General features: G+C 28.7%; 7 protein-coding genes and 1 pseudogene. 3 read left to right on the top strand and 5 right to left on the bottom strand.

All coding sequences use genetic code 11. The annotated features are described in order from the left end of the window. Positions 1-518 precede the first annotated feature (518 nt). The 3 genes from gap to HACICURT3053_RS00675 form a co-directional block, all read right to left on the bottom strand. Positions 519-1,517 (bottom strand): type I glyceraldehyde-3-phosphate dehydrogenase, encoded by a 999-nt coding sequence (gene gap / locus HACICURT3053_RS00685; protein WP_157991849.1) that lies wholly within the window; start codon positions 1,515-1,517, stop codon positions 519-521. Between the two features lie 2,263 nt (positions 1,518-3,780). Next, on the bottom strand, positions 3,781-6,765 hold the full coding sequence (rne, locus tag HACICURT3053_RS00680) for a ribonuclease E (protein ID WP_157991848.1): 2,985 nt from the start codon (positions 6,763-6,765) through the stop codon (positions 3,781-3,783). Positions 6,766-8,591: 1,826 nt separating this feature from the next. Beyond that, positions 8,592-8,999: an H-NS family histone-like protein gene (locus HACICURT3053_RS00675; RefSeq protein WP_157991847.1), complete on the bottom strand. Its 408-nt coding sequence runs from the start codon at positions 8,997-8,999 to the stop codon at positions 8,592-8,594. Positions 9,000-10,864: 1,865 nt separating this feature from the next. Here HACICURT3053_RS00675 and HACICURT3053_RS00670 point away from each other — a divergent pair. Then, positions 10,865-11,473, top strand: coding sequence for a thymidine kinase (locus HACICURT3053_RS00670; RefSeq protein ID WP_157991846.1), 609 nt, complete (start codon positions 10,865-10,867; stop codon positions 11,471-11,473). A 739-nt stretch (positions 11,474-12,212) separates the two neighbouring features. Continuing rightward, on the top strand, positions 12,213-14,075 hold the full coding sequence (htpG, locus tag HACICURT3053_RS00665) for a molecular chaperone HtpG (RefSeq protein WP_157991845.1): 1,863 nt from the start codon (positions 12,213-12,215) through the stop codon (positions 14,073-14,075). Between the two features lie 1,413 nt (positions 14,076-15,488). Here htpG and dnaX read toward each other — a convergent pair. After that, positions 15,489-17,412 (bottom strand): annotated as a pseudogene (gene dnaX / locus HACICURT3053_RS03425) (DNA polymerase III subunit gamma/tau). Positions 17,413-18,137: 725 nt separating this feature from the next. Then, the gene (apt, locus tag HACICURT3053_RS00645; protein WP_157991841.1) at positions 18,138-18,707 is read right to left on the bottom strand and encodes an adenine phosphoribosyltransferase; all 570 of its coding nucleotides are present in this window, start codon (positions 18,705-18,707) and stop codon (positions 18,138-18,140) included. Between the two features lie 2,048 nt (positions 18,708-20,755). On the opposite strand from apt, the gene guaB reads away from it, so the two are divergent. Next, positions 20,756-22,222, top strand: coding sequence for an IMP dehydrogenase (gene guaB / locus HACICURT3053_RS00640; protein WP_157991840.1), 1,467 nt, complete (start codon positions 20,756-20,758; stop codon positions 22,220-22,222). Positions 22,223-22,255: the final 33 nt, after the last annotated feature.

Raw genomic sequence — 22,255 nt, 5'->3', positions numbered from 1 at the left:
ATCGCATCAACTAATTAAATTTGACTCTTTAATCCATGTTAAGAAAATAATCTCCACTACAATTAACCAGATTTTATTAATAAAAAAACTAATATTAACTATATTAATTTTTATGTTTTTTTGTATTTCTGATTGATAATCAGATAAGATTTTTAAAAAAATAACAACATTTAATATCCAAAAATATTTTTATATAAATCTTTCCTATAATAATAAGACACTTATGACTCTCTTAGTATCTTCTGAACTTATAGAATAAGTTATACACTTTCACAAACATATTAAAGAATTAAACTATAAATATTTTACATTATAGATAAAACTTCAATACTTTAATATCATTCAGTCTCTTTAATAAACCATATTTATTAGATGCAAGATAATTTAACATTTATTATTTTTTTTATTATAAATATATTAAAAAATAAAATATTAAAATAAAAAGATTTTATCATTTCTTTTTTTAATCATCGATGTTATTTCTTAAAAAATATAACTACCTGATTCCTTTGAATCTATCAAGCATTACTAATATAAGTTACCAAATCAAGCACCTTATGAGAATATCCTGTTTCATTGTCATACCATGCCACTAATTTTACGAAATTTTTATTTAACGCAATCCCTGCTTTTTCATCAAAAACACATGTAAAAGTAGCGCCATTAAAATCAGTAGAAACAACTTGATCTGATGTATAACCAATGATGCCTTTCATCGAACCTTCGGACGCAGATCTAATGACTTCGCATATTTCTTTATAAAATGCGGGTCGTGTTAATCGTGCTGTTAAATCAACAACAGATACATTAGGAGTGGAAACACGAAACGACATACCAGTTAACTTACCATATAATTCAGGTAGTACTTGTCCCACCGCTTTAGCTGCGCCAGTAGAAGAAGGAATAATATTCTGACCCGAACCTCGACCACTACGCCAATCTTTATAAGATGGACTATCAACCGTTTTTTGCGTTGCAGTTACAGCGTGAATAGTAGTCATTAAAGCTTCTTCAATCCCAAATTTATCATGCATAACTTTCGCTAATGGAGCTAAACAATTCGTGGTACAAGATGCATTAGAAACAATATCCTCACCTTTATAAGCATGATTATTCACCCCCATCACAAACATAGGTGTAGCATCCTTAGAAGGAGCAGTTAAAACAACTTTCTTGGCTCCAGCCTTAATATGTTTACGCGCAGTTTTATCAGTTAAAAACATTCCAGTCGATTCTACTACAATATCAACATCAACCTCGTTCCACTTTAAGTCTTCTGGATTCAATTCAGAAGTAACACGAATAGAATGACCATTGACTAATAACAACCCATTAAAAGAACTAACTGTACCGTTAAAAAGACCATGAGTTGAGTCGTACTTCAACATATATGCCATATATTCAGAATCAAATATATCATTAATCGCTACTATTTCTATGTTAGAACGTTCTTGAGCAGCTCTACAGACAAGACGACCAATTCGACCAAAACCATTAATACCTACTTTAATAGTCATATATTCACCAAACATTTCAATATTGATTGATTATGTAATAATAATAAAAATCATTATAGTAAAATTAAAAACAACCATAGGCACTATTTTAAAAAAAGTTTACTATAAAAATCACCTTACTAATAAAAAATTACCTATCTAATTCCTACTCTCTTCTTGTTATAAATATTCTTAATATTTAACTGAATAATCTATGTAATCAAATCGTCTATAAATTAGACCTATGAAATACACCTAAATTACAGCTATGATAAAAAATCATAAAGATAACTTAAATTTTTTTCTAAATTGTATTTCATTAATTAAAACTTGTCTAAGAAAAACTGTCACACTAAGCTCTATATCTTATATTACTAAAATTCTTATAAAGTTAAATATATTCTAAATTCCTTTTAAAATATAGACATATGTATAATACCCTTATGATTCTGATACAAATAAATGAAGTTTTATCAGGAAAGTTTCTTCTGTTACACCTCTGTAATCGACTTAATAAAAAATATTTTCATATTGTATTAAAATCTTGGTAAAATTCAATTTTTTATTTCTATAAATTGTATTCTATTTCATATATTTTATTAAAAAATCTGGTCTATCACTAGATCTTTATAAAATCAATAATCAACCATATCATTTTCTTAAAAAATAAACAAAATCCATAATATCAATAAAAAGAATCTTCTAATATTTATATATTTTCTAAATATATTAACCGCCTAATGTATTAACCAAATAACCAATCTAATAATATGCTATATCTTAATCAAGATATATCAGTAGATAATATATTGATATTCTTGTTTTTATCAAATATCAAAACTAACATACTATATAATCTTATAGATGAAGGATATAGAACACTGATTATCTATTATTTTATAATCATATTAAAATATATATGGAACAATAAGAATCAACATTAATATTCCGTATTAATTATATCCTCTTTATAAATTAAAGAAAAATAAAATATTAGAAAAATTAATTATCTTGTTATAGTTTAGAACTATCTAAGCTATAGATTTCCCACAATCCTAAAAGTATTGTTTTCTAAAAATCGACTAAACATACTCATTTATCTATCTATATGATAAAACTTGTCTGAAATATAAATTTATTAGATGATAATATCTAAGCAATCAGTACCTCTCATTCTTTATCCCAGTTTCTAAAAAATGCTATACCTGTGTCAATCAAAGACCCACTCTATTAGCCATTATAATGATAAATATACATGGTAATCATAAAAACATAAATTTTGCATACAAATACTTATAAAATCCTAACTGATTAAATCAAAAAATGTAAAAAATCTAATATAAATTGAATACAATCTAACGATGTTATTCATAACAATGAGATGTAAAATAAAGCTAATTTTAAAAACACATACTTATCTTTTTATGAACCAAAATAAATTGCATTTATCTTTTTATAAAAACATTATTTTATCATAACATTCCATAATTATTACAAAAATTAAAAAATTTATATAATATATCCCCTATATACATATAGATAGAATTACTATAATTCTATAATTATTTCTAAATAAACTATCCATTCATCAATAAAACTCGAAATTACTTTATCTCCTCTTAATAAAGAAAATACTTAGAAAATTTTTTAAAGATCTTCTAAATATAGAAGATCTTTTTAAAACATACACAATATAAAAATATAATAATTAATTAATCAATAAGACCAATCGTATTTTTTGAAGATTATGAAATAAATATAACAGGATGCTAAAATATCTCAGAAATTTATATTAAAATAAACTATGTTATTACTCTAGTGTCAAACATACACAGCATTTGAAATATAAACTTGTAATACCCCATAGAACAATATGTCTTCTTTGGAGCAGACGCCACAACTAAGTCATATAATACCTACTTAATACAATTTCATACAATAATACTTATGTATTAACGAAATTATAGTAAAAGTTCAAATCAAACCATTTATGACAGTATAAGATTGTAAAATACACTATCAACTATAACATTACTCAACATGACCTAAACACATACACATGCACAAACAATAGAAGATAATCAGTTATGTTAGATAAATACAACTAATATATTCTTAGAAAGTTTTATTTTGTGGAATAATTATATTATTCTCTTTTCCTTTTATAGAAAATATCCCAAATTTCTATTTTAAATAGAAAAAATTATTTAACATAACCTTAAGAAAAAATAAAATCATTATATGGATTGTTATAAATTTTTACTAAAAGATGTACCTATAGATCTCAGTTAATACTTTCTTCTTTTCTAGAAGAACAAATTTTAATTTCTTTAGAAAAAAGAGCTACTTTAGTGACAGGAGCAAAAGAATGTCTACAATGCAAAACAGATTCATCAAGAGAACTCAAGACAGGAACTGATGTTAATTTCATAGTATCTGCAGATAAAATAGTAACAACATTTTCCACTTTAACTGATGTTAGTATTCGTTTATTTTCTAAAATTTCCTTAGAATTCTGAGTAGAATCTACTTGTTGATTTACCGGAGAAATATGAATCTTTGAAGATATGGCGTTCTGCTCATTTGTATTGCAAGCATCAGAATAAACAGCTTTAGATACAGAAAATAAATCAACACCAGGAGAGACTGATTTTAATGAAAGGACATCTCTATGGGTAGATTCTGCAATAGTTGAGTGATCGGTCTCTTTTTGAAAGGAACTGTTCTTATTGACTTGTTTTACTGGATAAAAAATCCATACCTTACCCAAGGCAACCTCAAGAGATGCTACAGCATGAGATAATGGCATAGGTGAACATCTTGGATACCGTTCATACACGTATCTCCGACGACGATGTCCAGATACACGTAAATGCCTTGGTATTCGACGGGTACGGCGAATAATATTATTACCACGAACATGATTAGGATCATCTAATTTTAATTCTGTCATTATTTTTCTAGCTTCTTCGGTAACCATGGTAGACTTCTCTATATGAACAGAGCAAAATTTAGTCTTCTCCGGAATAATCACTGGTGTTGATTTATTAACATCATTATGAGCAAGAGAGCTCTGTACTAAATGTACATTTTCTTCTCTTTTTTTAACCTCCGTGACATTTCTTGAAACAAGATGAGCAGTTTTCTCAACCTCAATCTGAAGAAATTTATTATCTTTATTAGAATGGGTATAACGATTTTTTCGTATATGTCTAAACTGACAATCTAACTTAGAATTATATTCTACTGGTTCTTTTTTAAGAGGCAGATCAGCTCCTAACTGTAAGCTATAGTCGCCTTGTAAAGCATCGCTGCTTGTTCTTATTGATAATATTTTATTTTCAGTCTTAGACTTATCTAGATCATCATTACGAATTTTACACTGATTATCTCTAATCATACGATTCGAGGAATCATTATTTAATTGACGATTTTGATGATTACGAGATCGAATCGAACATTCTTCTAGATTGTTTTTACGGTCTAACGATTCGTCTTGTTGAGAAAAGGGCCTATGCATCTTATTAAATAATTTACGCAATGTACGAGTCATACAGATACTTAATTTATATACTCTTAAATAAGAAACTCTAAATATCTTAAGACATGCACGAAAATTTATCCTGTCTTTTAAAACAACTTTTTGTCGCTCTAACGAAGGCTCTAACATCCCAGATGTAGTGAGTTCTGGGCGTTCTAAACGCTTACGTTCAGTATATCTCTCGTCAAGAGAGAGATTAATTTCATATGCATGTAATTTTGAAAGATGATAACTCAAAGTTTGGGTCTCTTCTCCACTTCGAATGCGTACTACTGAATAATGTGGAGTCTGCATATTATCATTGGGAACAATAATAGCACGAATACCTTTAGTACGTTTCTCAATTGCACTTACAGCATCACGTTTCTCATTTAGTAAATAAGATGCAACTGGTACAGGAACAATAGCATGAACTTCCTTAGTATTCTCTTTTAGGACTTCTTCTTCTATTAAACGTAAAATAGAAAGTGATAATGACTCGTTATCGCGAATAGTTCCAGTCCCGCTACAACGAGGACATACATGATGACTGGATTCACCTAGTGATGAACTAAGTCTTTGACGCGACATTTCCAATAAACCAAAACGTGAGATATGACTTATCTGAATACGAGCTCGATCCTGTCGCACTTCTTCACGCAAGCGATTTTCTACAGAACGCTGATTCTGTATAGGACTCATATCAATAAAATCAATAACAATTAAACCCCCAACATCACGCAAGCGCAACTGTCTAGCAATTTCATTAGCTGCTTCAAGATTGGTATTGAATGCTGTTTCTTCGATATCTCCGCCACGAGTAGAACGAGCAGAGTTAATATCAATAGCAGTTAAAGCCTCAGTAGTGTCAATGACAATAGAACCTCCTGATGGCAACCGAACTTCACGCTGAAAAGCAGATTCAATTTGTGATTCAATTTGATAATGGCTAAATAATGGAATTTCACCTGTATATAATTTAATTCTACTACTAAAATCTGGACGACCTAATGCAGAAATATGCTGGCAGGCCAAATGAAATACCTTTGGATTATCTATTAGAATTTCACCAATATCTTGACGCAAATAATCACGAAACGCACGTACAATAACATTACTTTCTTGATGAATTAAAAATGGAGCAGATCGGTTATTAGCAGCCTTTTTGATTGCCTCCCAATGCTTAATACGAGAACTTAGATCCCACTGCAATCCCTCAACAGATTTTCCTACTCCGGCAGTACGAACAATTAAACCCATTCCATCTGGTAAATCCAGCAAAGCTAATGCTGATTTTAGAACAATACGATCATTACCTTCAATGCGACGGGAAATACCACCAGCACGAGGATTGTTTGGCATTAATACTAAATAACTGCCCGCTAAACTAATAAATGTTGTTAACGCTGCCCCCTTGTTACCGCGTTCTTCCTTATCAATTTGCACAATAACTTCTTGTCCTTCACGTACTAGATCTTTGATGTTTGATCGACTATAGCTATCAGAACGCTTAAAGAAATATTCACAAGAAATCTCTTTAAGAGGTAGAAAACCATGCCTTTCCACACCATAATCTACAAATGCAGCCTCAAGACTAGGTTCAATACGAATTATCCTACCTTTATAAATATTAGATTTTTTTTGTTCATATCCGGAACTTTCAATATCTAAATCATATAGACATTGCCCATTAACAAGTGCAACACGCCACTCTTCTTTCTGAGTTGCGTTGATCAGCATTCTTTTCATCATAACTTACTCATTATTATTACATTTTTTACAAAGCTATAAAGATAATCACATAAAATACCATAGCCCTATAATCTATATGTAATCATAAAACTAATAACCCGAAATAATCGCTCACATTAAGAGAAAGCACCAATACTTAATAATCTGTTTATCTAATGCAATAAAAACTTATTCATGAAATATCAATTTATGTTTAATAAAAGCATTGTAATACATCTTAGACAGTAAACCAAAAAAAGTAACTTATCTCCTTGCTCTTATTTCATTCATCAAAATAACCTAGATACTTATACATACAAAAGTATGTAATACGGAGTATCTCATTACCATGATATGAGTAACATCCAAATAAATTTTTGATTTTCATGTACATTGTATCCTTGCACATGAATAGCACCAGTCAAACTAGTTCTAGGTAATTTACAAAAAAACCACACGTAAATCTTAATAGACTTAAAATTTTATCGCATTTCTGAACAAAAGATAGCAAGATAACTTTTCTACAACCATTTAAATTTGAATATGATTAATATTAAGAGGAAATTCATGATCATGTCATTTTATATAATTCATGCAACTATACCTTTTCAGTAATGCTACCTAATCTTCTAATTATAAAATTCAAGACAAACAACACAATATCTAGACATAAAAATCCAACTAACTACTCTAACCTCTTGAGATGACTTTACAGACCTGATATTATAAATATAATAAAATTTTTATTTTAACCACTATCTACTTAAATTTATACCATTCCGAATATATATATTTTGATATTCTAATTTAAATCAAAACATCTATACAGAGATCAAAATTCAAAACCATATTCCTAATAAAGTATCTCTTTTAACAACACTCTTAATACATTCGAATACTAAAAATATGTATTCTCTATATATAACTAATATTACCAGATCTTCAGCACAAATCTATAATCAAATATCGCTAATCTATTACATAAAAAAGTGATACCAGTATCATATATAATAAGCAATCGAAAAAACAATCAAAAACTATGCTTATATACCGATTAAATGAATCATAAAATACTATGTTATTTTATTGATTACATTTACTAGAAAACCAAAAAAAGAACATATTCGGAGAAGTAAATTCAATAAAATCAAATAAAATTCTTTTATATAAAAGAGAACACAGATTACTTTTCAATACATTAAGGATGATATTCAATACGAAAACTATATTAGTAAAAAAATGAAGATATATAAAATATACTAACTATCTTATCGATCACTTTGGTCCAAACTTTTATAGACATATCATTCTTATCTGTGATGATACTAATAAAAATAGAATAAATAATAAACTTATTTAAATATATTAAGATATATACAAGTAAAAACACCCAGATTATATCTGGGTGTTTTTAATGACCATAAATAACTAATGGGAGATATAAAATATATACTATTGTGACTATAAGTTAATTAATAAAATGTTCTGTCAATCATTATCAATCACTTAATTATTAATAAAACTAAAAATAAAAATCGTAAAAATACATCCATTAATCCATTAATAAACTTAAAAAAACAAATAATTATTGATAAGCCAATTCGTTTGGTTTGTAAAATTTAATTTTACAGTTATAACAAAAGTGTATAGTGAGAAGCAGTGCTTATCCAGGAAAAGCGATTAATAATATCGCATGTAGTCTCCTTTATTAAACCTTAGAACTAAATTCTATCTTGCATCACATAATTACTCTAACTATCGATGATTCTATATCATCAGTATTGTCGAAACGCATTACTGAACCGAACACTGCTAATTCCATTCAACTACTAAGTTACAGATATCTAAAGGAGAAAATCTTCTAAATTTTTTCCATACTTCTCCATAGCATACCGAATGATTGTCGGAGTTCGCCCCTGGCCAGTCCAGGTTTTTCTTTCTCCCTTGTCATCTATATAGACATATTTTGCAGGGCGAACAGCACGCTTAGTTTTACTAAGCGTCTGGCTAAAAGATGGACTAGATAATAATTCACTAGGATTAATACCGTCAGTAATTAACATCTCTCGATATTTCTCAAGTTTACGGAGACGTTCTTCAGACTCTAATCGAACTTGACTTTCTTCTTCGCGGCGCTCATTAACCACTAACTCAAGCTTCATCAACATATCTTCTAGTGTCTCTAAACTAAATTCTCTTGCCTGTAAACGTAATGTACGAATTTTATTCAGAATTTTAAGCGAAGTACTCATAGTTAAAGTCTCTAAATTATATATATCCGGACCATAATATATAACAATAGTAATAGCGAATATGCACTGCAATAGTTTATATTTCATTAACAATAAAAAATAAAAAAGAACAAAACATATATTTTGAATCAATATACTATTACTAAAGCAATGTCATCCTTATTCATTCATAAAAAGAAAATACTTTAAATATTCTGTAATCTTGAAATATAATGATTATCCTTCTAATAACATAACCAGTCCTCTCATGTTAACTCACAAATATTACTGCTCATTAAATGTTAAATATAGAAATATTATTCCATAAGCAATACTGATATATCTTATCTTCTTTATTTTCATTAGATCAATCTATAAATCCATATCTAGTGGAATTAATAAAAATATTGATACAACATATTTACTAAACACTTTAATCTAAAAGACTGATTGAAGTAACCCAAGGTATCCTACCACTTCAAAACAAGATCATTATCTAACTTTAATATTTAAATTTATACTCGTAATAATATACAACATACATTATCTAGTTCTAGACATAAAGATACAAACCAATTCTAATATAAACATTATTTTTAAATTTAAATAATATTCAATATATACTGAATCTTCTTAATAAAATCTAGTATAACGTATATTTCACTCTCATCTGGACCTAGAATATCAATGAATAACAGATAAAGAAAACTATTTAAAATATATATACTTATATTATCAAGAATCTATTTACTTTAATAAAAAAATATCTTGTATTTTAAATTATTTATTTTTTCTAATATCAATCTAATAATCAGATATACTTCCTGTGTTGAACATAAACCGTTTTTGTTTCTCAAAAAAAATAAAAAAATAATTATAATAGAACCACCACAAAACCTTCTTTAAGAAATTACGTTTAAATACTATATAATTAGCATTATCTAATATTACTTTATCTATAGTACTTTTATTAATCTAATCCATTTTGCCTTGATAAAACATCTATAATTTGATTATCTATTTATCTAAATGTTTTTAAAAACTACTATACAATAAAATAATTTGCACGCTCATCTAGATTACTCTTAAAATTATAAGAACATCTACATAGTACGCCCAATTCTATAAATTTAAAAAAATGACTGAGCGTATATAAAATATGATAATGACCGAACTTTGATCTATTTATAGAATAAATAATATTTATTATATTATTATAATAGAACCTATCTAATCACAAATAATTATTTACTTAATCATAAATCGATAAAAATAAATTAAACATCTATTTTCAACTCCCTAAACTTACTACACGCCATCAATTTTCTTATTAAAAAGACCTATCAGCATGTCATCACTATAATCATAGTCATGATCTATACTTTGTTCTTATAAAATAACTTCAAAATAAATTAAATATAAAATATTCTTACAGACTCAAGAGACGAAATACATGTCTTGCTATTATTCTTTCTAGATGTCATATAACTAATTATTTTTCAATCTATAGAAAATTATATAACGTATCTATAAACCAAACAATATCTAGATAAATGAAGAATTACTATATATTATGAATTTAGTAAAAAATTAACTCTAATCACATTGCTCATATAAAAATTTATACACTATATTTATATCCTATTAATGAAGATATATATCATAATCCTAGAAAAATAAAGAAACTATAAAGATAGATATTCTTATAAATTAAAAACATTTATATCATAAATAGTTCAGAGAATTCTTCTATAAAAAATAAGGTGTCATAAACAACTGTCTCTTTTATCTAATTTATTACATTACATTTTCTTACACAAACAATAGATATATTATCCTATTCTCTGAATATGTTTCAAAGTTTTGAATTACCAAGGAGTAAAACAATGGCTCAACTTTATTTCTACTATTCAGCAATGAATGCTGGTAAATCAACAGCTCTATTGCAATCCGCTTATAATTATCAAGAAAAAGGAATGAGAACTATATTATATACTTCTGAAATAGATAATCGCTTTAAGATACCTAAAATTAGTTCACGAATTGGAATATCATCTCCTGCTAAACTATATAACAATAAAACGCTACTCTTTAAAGAAATTTATGCTGAAAAAAAAAATAGTCCAATAAATTGTATTTTAGTCGATGAAAGTCAATTTCTTACGCGCAAGCAAGTAAAGTCATTGACTAATGTCGTTGATATACTACATATTCCTGTATTATGTTATGGATTACGTACAGATTTTCGTGGTGAATTGTTTTCTGGAAGTCAATATTTATTAGCCTGGTCAGATAAATTAATTGAACTAAAAACTGTCTGTTCTTGCGGTAAAAAGGCTATCATGGTAATACGTTTTGACAATATTGGACTGCCTTGTAACAAAGGTAAGCAAATAAAGATAGGTGGAAATAAAACTTACGTATCTGTCTGTCGAAAACATTACTTCCAATCTCTAAAAGATAATTGTATACAGGTCTCTGAAAAAAGACGATAAAATCGATGGAAATATCCCTTAAAAATCTATAAATAACTTTTACAAAATTTCTATTATTCTGTTACTCACTTATTAACATTGCTATCATCATTTGGACGAGTCCCCTCACTTGTCATAAACTATGTTGAACACACGTGACGGCATATCTCAATTACCAAGTACCAAGTGGTATAGTTAATAAAATCTATACGAGATTAAACATTACTTCTCCTGAAAATTGACATATCTGATAATAATCTTAACCTTCTCATCTAAAATAACTCAGAATGTACCTTCTTTAATCAAAGATACACATTTTAATAAAAATTACCATGGATTAACTAATAGATAATACATCTCAATATGAATTTACAATATAAAAAATCATAATACATATGAAATGTCACATGTTAATTTCTAATTTTACTTATTGTAAAACAAAGATATCGTTCTCTAAAATACTTCAAGAGAAGTAATGATTACGTATATCTCTAATATATATTGTGAAAATATAGGTATAGACTTTATAAGAAAACTATAACAATTTCAGACAAAATATCATTAGTTCTAATATCTCATACATTGCATCTTTCATTTAATAAATAAATGCTACTTAGATTTAAAAGTCAAAAAAACATAATTTTCATACAATAACTGTTGTAATAATATCTACTATTTGCAGGCTCTTGAAATATATTTTTATAACCCCACTTTTACTTTTAAATACTAAATAACTATGTTTTATTGAGGTAATAATAAAATGCAAAAGAAAGAGACATTTACCTTTCAATCAGAAGTGAAACAACTTCTAGACCTAATGATTCATTCTCTCTATTCAAAAAAAGAAATCTTTCTAAGAGAATTAATATCCAATGCTGCTGATGCCACCGAAAAACTACGATTTCAATCTCTCTCGAAACCAGATTTGTATTCGGGCAATCTGCGTCTACAAATTTCCATTGACAAAGAGAAACGCGTCCTCACGCTTAATGATAATGGGATTGGAATGCAACGCAATGAGGTTATAGACAACTTAGGTACTATTGCTAAGTCAGGAACGAAGGCTTTTATTGATGCAATAGGATCAGATCAGTCTAAAAATAATCAATTAATCGGTCAATTCGGTGTAGGTTTTTACTCAGCATTTATGGTAGCAGATATAGTTTCTGTACATACTCGCGCAGCAGGCACTCCTTCTAATGAAGGCGTCTTTTGGCAATCTTCTGGAAACGGAGAGTACACTATTTCTAGTCTTGAAAAAGATGATCAAGGTACAGAAATCACATTGCATTTACGTGAAGGTGAAGACGAGTTCTTAGATGAATGGCATGTTCGCAGAATTGTTACTAAATATTCAGACCATATAAATCTAACAATTGAAATTCAAACCAAACAAAAGAAAGAAAATGGTTTAATCTGGGAAAAAATTAACAAAGCACAAGCATTATGGACTCGAAAGAAATCTGACATAACTGAAGATGAGTATAAAGAATTTTATAAACACATTTCTAATGATTTTACCGATCCACTGACCTGGACCCATAACAAAGTAGAAGGAAAACAAACATATATAAACTTACTATATATCCCGTCACAAGCACCTTGGGATATGTGGAGCCATGATCATAAAAATGGTCTTAAACTCTATATCCAACGCGTCTTCATTATGGATAATGCTGAGGAATTAATGCCAAATTATTTACGTTTTGTCAAGGGATTAATTGATTCTAGCGATCTCCCATTGAACGTCTCACGCGAGATTCTTCAAAATAGTACTATTATTAAAACGCTACGATCAGCCCTAATTAAGCGTTCATTAAACATGCTTGAAAAATTATCCAACAACCATAAAGAAAAATATCAAACATTTTGGAAACATTTTGGTCGTGTTCTTAAAGAAGGCCCCGCAGAAGATAAATCTAATATCGAAAGCATTACCTCATTACTACGTTTTTCTTCTACTAAATTTGAAGATATGGATCAAACCGTCTCTTTAAATGATTATGTTAATCGCATGCTACCAGAACAAGATAAAATCTATTATATTACCACAGAAAGCTATACCTCTGCGAAAAACAGCCCTTATCTTGAAATGTTTCACAGTAAAAAAATTGAAGTGCTTCTTCTTTTCGATCGTATTGATGAATGGATGATGAGTCATCTTACAGAATTTAAAAATAAAAAATTCCAATCAGTAAGTACATCTGATGATACATTTAATAAACTAACAGAGAGCGAGAATGAAGAACAAAAAAACACTGACAAATCTCTAGAACCCTTTATCAAACGAATTAAATCTCTACTAGGTCCACGTGTTAAAGACGTTTTGCTTACACGCCGACTTTCAGAAACACCAGCTATTGTTACTACTGATATAAACGATATCACACCTCAAATGGCTAAATTATTTTCCGCTTCTGGCCAATCGGCACCAGAAGTTAAATATCTTTTTGAACTTAATCCTGTTCACCCATTAGTACAGAAAGCTTCTGATATACAAAATGATGCACTCTTTACACAATGGATTGAACTTTTTCTAGATCAAGCTATCTTTACCGCAACTGGGACACTAGAAGACCCTAATAAATTTATTCGTCGAATAAATCAACTTCTATTGCAATAGAATATCATAACAATTTCTCTAATCTTATACTAAACCCGACCATTACTCATGTTAATGGAATATTGGTCGGGCATCAATTAAAACTAAAACCCATCATTACTTGTTAAGAATTAATGAAAATACATATTATCTGTTTATGTACATAATAATTCTCTTCCTTTAATAACACCGGATTTCATCCTATGAAATAGTACCATATCATTATATGGTAAGTAATATCTATTTTAGTAAATATAAGTTATGAGCTATAAACCTTGTCTATTGAATTTTGAATTAAATTAAAGGACAATAAATGATAAACAGATCTATCACTTATCTATTTTTCCAACTACACTCCTGATATGTAACAATATCAATAAAAATTGATTTAGATAAACCAAACAGTTATTCAACACGCAATATTAGATATATATTTTCTTTTGTAATCAAAAAATAGTTTAATTATATATATGTGATTTAATAAACTTTATCTAATATTGAACATACTTATAATACCGCAAACTATTTGTAATATTAGAGTAAGTGAAATCTATTATGATATTTTTTAAGAAACAATTAATTTTTTTTTAAAATCTTCACAATAGATTAATAAAAATTTCAATTATCATTTTATAGTCAATAACATGTTGACAAATCAATTTATTCATCATTAAATTTCTTATAAAAATAAAGTAAGCTAGAGACATTATGTAGAAACGAATAAGTTTATATTCATTCTATCATCTAATCTCAAGAACTAACCAAATATACGATATAACAATATATTTCAATGCAATTAGACTATCACTCATATCAGTTCTTTTTAGAATAATCGAAAAATTACTAAGTTTTACCTACTTCTAAAGAATTTAAAAATAATGATAATATTACTATTCATTTAATTATTCAATTAATATTGATGACTAATTAGATATACCTTTTCATTCTTCATTAACAATCAAGGCCTATCAAAAATGAATACCGATCCAACCCGAACATTTTATCTCATAAAATATTTCATTATTAAATAATGATGTATATAAGACAATAGGATTGTATTATACTAAGAATAATTTAGCTCTTATACTGAGGAATCTTTTGATCTCTATTTATTAATTAAACTAACCAAGAAAGACCAAAACTATGAGCCATCTAAATAAAAAATAGATGGTAACAATACTTACAGTAAATATCATAATTACATCTATACTATAAATACACATTAATTAACATAACTACTTTTACAATAAAATCCTAAGTAAATCCAAATATAACCTACGTATAATGAAAGAATTATAGTCTTTTCTTATAAAAACTATGTCTGAACGTCGCTTCTTAAAAAGAAGAATGATATATCATCTCTTAATATTCAAATAGTTCTTATCGTAATTTTTTAAAAATTAAGAAGTAAAAACCAATTATACAGGCTGAATTCTACTCTTCCTCTAGAGTAGAATCAAAAAAATCACATAAATTCTGAATATATTGACCTTTTGAAATTAACTAACGCGCCCTCATTAATCTCTCATTATAAATCTTGAGGTGCCACTCTAGAGGAGTTAAAATGAATTTATTATCATCATCTTCCACTATTCTTAAATCTATTGTATGCACCGCATCCTAATTGAGAGCCTGATGTAATGCTTTATATGCTTCTGGAGTACCTAGATACCTCTTGCCAACTCGTAAATGTAAATAAATACCATATTAAGTTTTTCTTGCCATCTATCTAAGAGCTAACTTCTCAGAAAATTTTGGTATAGCTAACATATAAATCTTAGATGACCAAAGATCTCGAGAAGATACTTCTGCTATAATTTTGAGAATCAATCTTTGAAATGCTTGATGCACATGTCTTTTATTAGGAATAAAATCATATTTTTTAAATGCATCATATAGTTGCTCTTCTAACAAAAACAAGTCACAATTTGTTGTACATAAAGTCTTTTTTTAATAAACCCCGTGAAAATTTACTATTCGGATGATCCAATAAATTTTGTTTATTTATTAATGAAGGCTTTGTTAAAGCCATACTTAATAACCCATTCATCTTAGCATTAATCTTATCATTTTTTAATACACTTATGCTACCTTTTTGAAATTTTAACTTATTTTGTGAATCTATCCGATCAGTGGTAGTATCCGATAAACGTCGTAACCTCTCACTAAAATCAATCCCTGATCCATCTCTAATATCTGGTGTAGATAAACAAGATGATAAATCATTTTTATCCTTACTCAATGGTGCAGTTGAACTAGACATAACTGTTCCGGGATTAAACACCAAAGCGCGCAATAAAGTCATTTCTACCCCCATGCGACGAGTTGGCGCTAACGGTAACTCCTTCCTCCCTATCAAAACTATCTGATAATATAATTGAACATCCTCAGGAGAAATTAAACGAGCCACTTTACGTAATCGATGAGAAAAAGAAACCATTCTTCCTTCACAAAAAGAAGAAGGAAGGAATTGTACTATTGCTATATAATGAAAAATCTCTAACATTTTTACTAATAAGCTATCCCAATCATTACCATACATAGCAACTTGATTAAGGATGTTCATAACTAACTTACCATTAGCATAAACCAAAGCCTCAATCAACGATAAAGCCTTATCGTCATCTATCATACCAAGCATATCATATACATTATGAGCAGTAATTACACCATTACCCATAACAATAGCTTGATCAGTTAAACTTAATGCATCACGCATACTACCCTCTGCTGCATGAGCTAGAAGTCTAATTCCTGGCGCTTCCGAACTAATATTTTCAGAATTTAATATATATTCTAACTGAGCTTGAATGAGATCCTCATCCAGTAAGTTTAAATGAAATTGTAAGCAACGTGATAAAATGGTAACTGGTAACTTTTGTGGATCCGTAGTTGCTAATATAAATTTAACATGCTCTGGCGGTTCTTCTAATGTCTTTAAAAGTGCATTAAAACTATGACGTGATAGCATATGCACTTCATCAATTAAATAAATCTTAAAACGACCTCGAGAAGAGGAATATTGTATATTGTTAAGAAGATCACGAGTATCTTCGACTTTAGTTCGAGAGGCAGCGTCAATTTCAATTAAATCAACAAAACAACCCTCAGAAATGTCACAACAATGACTACATTCACCACAAGGTCTTGCAGTAATTTTCGTTTCACAACTCAAACCCTTAGCAAAAAGACGGGCAATAGTTGTTTTTCCAACACCCCGAGTACCAGAAAATAGATAAGCGTGATGTATGCGACCCATAGATAAAGTATTAGACAATGCAGATACAATATGTCTCTGCCCTATAACCTCACTAAATTCTTGTGGCCGCCATTTTCTTGCTAACACCTGATAACTCATATAGGTTGTCCAACCATAGGTTATAATCTCTTCATAAGAGAACAACTAAAATAGTAAAATTACAATAATAAATCATTACTATCCATTCCATCTAGAAATTAATTTAATAGATAATATTATGCTTGATATATCAATATTCTTTATCACCCGTTCTTCTCACCTTCCTTGTATGTCATGTTATTAATAGATACTTATTTCTATTAATTAACAAAAGAAATATCAAAATAAAACCTTTCTCAATTCAAAAAAAGTTATTAATCTCACTGCCATCCTAATATAAATCAAAACTTTAGAATAAATTTACGAAAGGGCCATATTATAGAATTATGAATATTAGACTTATAGATTTTAATCAAATAAATCAATATACTAATAAACTTAGAGTTATAATTTCTTTTTATAATCTAAACATAATAACAATCAGACTAACTCACTAATATTCTACTCAGGATATGATACTGATCATATTATCCTTAATGTGATACTATTCGCCTATTAAATACAACTAAATTAAAGGCATTATATTATTAACTAATATACCTATTATTTTAATAAATTAGTACTAGAACCATATATACTAAACATGTAGTGTAAACATAAACTCCTTTTTCAATACGAAAAATGATAGAACATTATACTGTTATTAACATCACTCTTATTATTTTTGATAATGTTATAAAGTTAAATAAATGTAATCAGTATTGATAAAAATGAGAATATCTGACCTATCCATTACATATAGACGATTTTCCAGGAAACCTCAAGAGAGAATAGCTCTCAACACCATAATCTTTTAAACGTGCTTCACCCCCTAAATCAAAGAGACTTATAATGAAAGCAGCGTCCATAATATAACCTCCAGCACGACGAATAAGCTTAATTGTTGCTTCAATAGTACCACCAGTAGCTAATACATCGTCTACTACTAACACGACCTCACCAGGCTGAATTGCATCACAGTGTATCTCTAACACACCAGAACCATATTCAAGTGAATAGTGTTCAGAAAAAGTTTTACGAGGAAGCTTCCCAAATTTACGTACTGGTAAAAAACCAACCCCCAGCTCTAAAGCAATAGGAGCGCCAAACAAAAACCCACGAGCCTCAGGGCCCATAACTTTACTAATTCTAGAATTACGATAACGCTGAACTACTAGATGGACGCTCAATGCAAAAGCTTTTGGATCCGCTAATAAACTAGTAATATCTCGAAAAATTATTCCAGGTTCCGGATAATCCGGAATACTTTTGATACTATTCTTGAGAAATTCAAGTTGAATCGTAGTGTTAGTCATTATATAGCCTAGTAAAATTAGATATAAATGATATAATCATATTATTTCTTACATCAAAATTATAATTCTTTCAAAGAAAAAGACATACCCTGCTTCCTTAGTATAGCTGATAAAAAAACTCGGAATCGTTCAGGAAATATCTGAACATCATGAGATAAAATGTAAACAATAAAATTTAACAATATTTACAATACATACAATAATCCATAAGGTAATAAAGACCACTTATCAATAATTTACTAAATACTTTTTATGTTTTTTACATAAAATAAGAAATCAAATTAATATCGCTCATTATAACATCTGATGCAGAGATTATTATGCATTGCTACTAAGAGTATTTCTCCATAAAAACTAAGTCTTGCTTCTTTCATAACCTTCTATATAATAAAACTTTTTTTAAAATCAGAATATTCATGCTTAATTTAAGAATTCTTGATCAAGAATTATTTAAAACTCAATAAATAAAATGATAATTTATTCTATTTCACCACAAAGAGATGTAACATAAACTAAAAAAGAATAAAAAAACTAAAAAAGAATATTAGAGTATAAATTTATATTTAATATTAAGAAGACACTCATCTTAAGAGATGATTCTTAAACTTCTTACTATGCATCAATTTATATACTAAGAAATTATCATTTAATTTTTCATCATCTATTAATAAATAATTATTATAAACCCTCGCCCTTACTCTAGAATTAGAAAAATAATTAAATAGATCATTCTAATAACATCCTTTATCATTCAGTATTCTCAATTTTCTTATCTGTGTAGAAAACCACAACTAAATCGCTACATCTTTATGTTATACTCATATTAAATTCATATAAATAACTAAGATTTATATTTAGATGTTTTATACAGAAAATATTAAGGTCCTAATGTATGAAATAATTCTGAAAAATCTACTAGATGAGAAATTGATAATAACAACTCTTCTAATAAAACTTACATACAACTTAAATTTCTAATTTGATAGGATAGAAATAATTTTTAGATAAATCCCTATAACTCATAGTATTCATATACTATTTGCGTAACTACTATAATAACAAAAACGCCTGATTATTAACAGTAATCACCTATATTCCTTCACATGAAAGAATTAAAATATCATCCTGATTACACCATCAATACTGATTGTATCAGTAACATACTATAATTCTACTGTTTATTACAGTCTAATAATTATCGATTTGATAATAAAATATTTCATCTAATTCTTCTTGTCACTTACTCAGAAAAAAATCAATATACCTAACAATCTATATATCACATTCAACACTTTATGCATTGTCTTAAACAAGATAATAATGGATAAAAAAATCTCTATATATATCCACTTCTCTCACATTCTAGACTCTAAACATAATAAAATTTTCATAAAAATATAAATTCAATCTATATAGGATACTTATCCCAAACATAATAGTAAATCATTGAAAATTTAGTTGTTATATGTAGAATAAAATTCCAATAGTTTAATATATCAAATACATTATTTTTAAGAGTATGCAACAAATAACAAGACTTCATAACAACCTTCCTAACTAACTTACAGAAATATTACATAAATTAACTTATACTCTTCGAGATATATAAACCTGAATATTGATTCAAAAACATGTCTATATAGACATATAATAAAGAATTTACTGCATTATAGAATAATAATAAAATTCTATTTATTAATTATTATAAGATAAATCTCCTATAACTTGTTTTAAAAACTAAATAATATAAAAATTTAGAACAAAATATAAATTCAGACAAATTAATGCTATATAAGATAGAAGCAATGTATATTAAGCAATATTTAAACCGAAATGCTATTAATGATATTTATAAGTAAATGTACAATAGTTGATAATAAATCAACTAAATGCCGCTTAAAAATATAAAAATTATACATATATGATAAATATCATTACAGATAAATACGAGTTAACATCAAAAATGCTGGAGGCAATAGATTAGAGCCTGTATAATATTGCTGCAATATTTTAAATCCTTTGATTTACTTCTACATTGAGATATTGCCATGCTAAGAATTACAAAAGAAAGCCTAACATTTGATGATGTTCTTCTTGTTCCAGCTTACTCAAAAGTACTACCACACACAGCCGACCTTACTACTTGGCTAACTAAATCTATCCGTCTAAATATCCCGATGATCTCTGCAGCAATGGACACTGTAACTGAATCCAACTTAGCTATTGCAATCGCCCAGGAGGGTGGTCTTGGATTTATTCATAAAAACATGTCTACGTTACACCAAGTAGAAGAAGTTCGAAAGGTAAAAAAATATGAAAGCGGAGTTGTAACTAACCCTAAAACCGTATTACCAACTACTTTGCTAGAAGAAGTTAAGATGCTAACTGAACTTAATGGATTTGCTGGTTATCCAGTTGTTAATCACAATCAGCAACTTGACGGTATTATCACCAGGCGTGATGTGCGCTTTGTTACTAATCTTAAATTACCAGTATCTGCAGTTATGACTCGAAAAGAAAATTTAGTCACCGTTAAGGAAGGTGAAACACGTCAAATAGTTCTACAAAAAATGCATGAAAATCGTATAGAAAAAGTACTAGTAGTCAACAATAATTTTCAATTATTAGGCATGATTACAGTTAAAGACTTTCAAAAAGCAGAACAAAAACCTCATGCTTGTAAAGACGAACAAGGTCGTCTACGTGTTGGAGCGGCTGTTGGAATTAACAAAAATAATAACGAGCGCATCGATTCTTTAATTTCAGCTGGAATTGATGTTTTACTGATTGACTCCTCACACGGACATTCCGAAAATGTACTACAACAAATCCGATTAACACGCGCAAATTATCCTAATTTACAAATTATTGGTGGTAATGTAGCAACAGGGGCTGGAGCCCTTGCACTAGCTAAAGCAGGTGTTAATGCTGTTAAAGTTGGTGTTGGGCCAGGATCCATTTGTACTACCCGTGTTGTAACTGGCGTAGGTATACCACAAATTACCGCAATATCGGATGCTAACGCGGCTCTTCATGGGTTGGAGATTCCAATTATAGCTGATGGAGGGATCCGTTTCTCTGGTGATATCGCTAAGGCTATCGCCGCTGGAGCGGCAGTAGTAATGGTAGGTGCCATACTCGCAGGTACTGAAGAATCACCAGGAAATATTGAATTATATCAAGGTCGTTCATTTAAATCTTATCGGGGAATGGGATCAATAAGCGCAATGCATCAAGGATCTTCTGATCGTTATTTCCAAGCTCAAAATACAATCAAGAAATTCGTTCCAGAAGGTATCGAAGGTCGAGTTCCTTACAAAGGACTCTTAAAAGAAATCATATATCAACAAATGGGCGGACTACGATCCTGCATGGGATTAACAGGGTGTGCTACAATTGAAGAATTACGAACAATACCAGAGTTTGTTCGTGTTAGTAGAGCAGGAGTTTCAGAAAGTCATGTCCATGATGTAACTATTACTAAAGAATCTCCAAATTATCGCATGGATACCTGACCATACATTCTGGTCCCTTATCTAAGATACAGT

Source organism: Candidatus Erwinia haradaeae, from assembly GCF_900698855.1.
GTDB classification, from domain to species: Bacteria; Pseudomonadota; Gammaproteobacteria; order Enterobacterales; family Enterobacteriaceae; genus Erwinia_E; species Erwinia_E haradaeae_F.
This window is presented reverse-complemented; position numbering and strand designations above follow the sequence as displayed.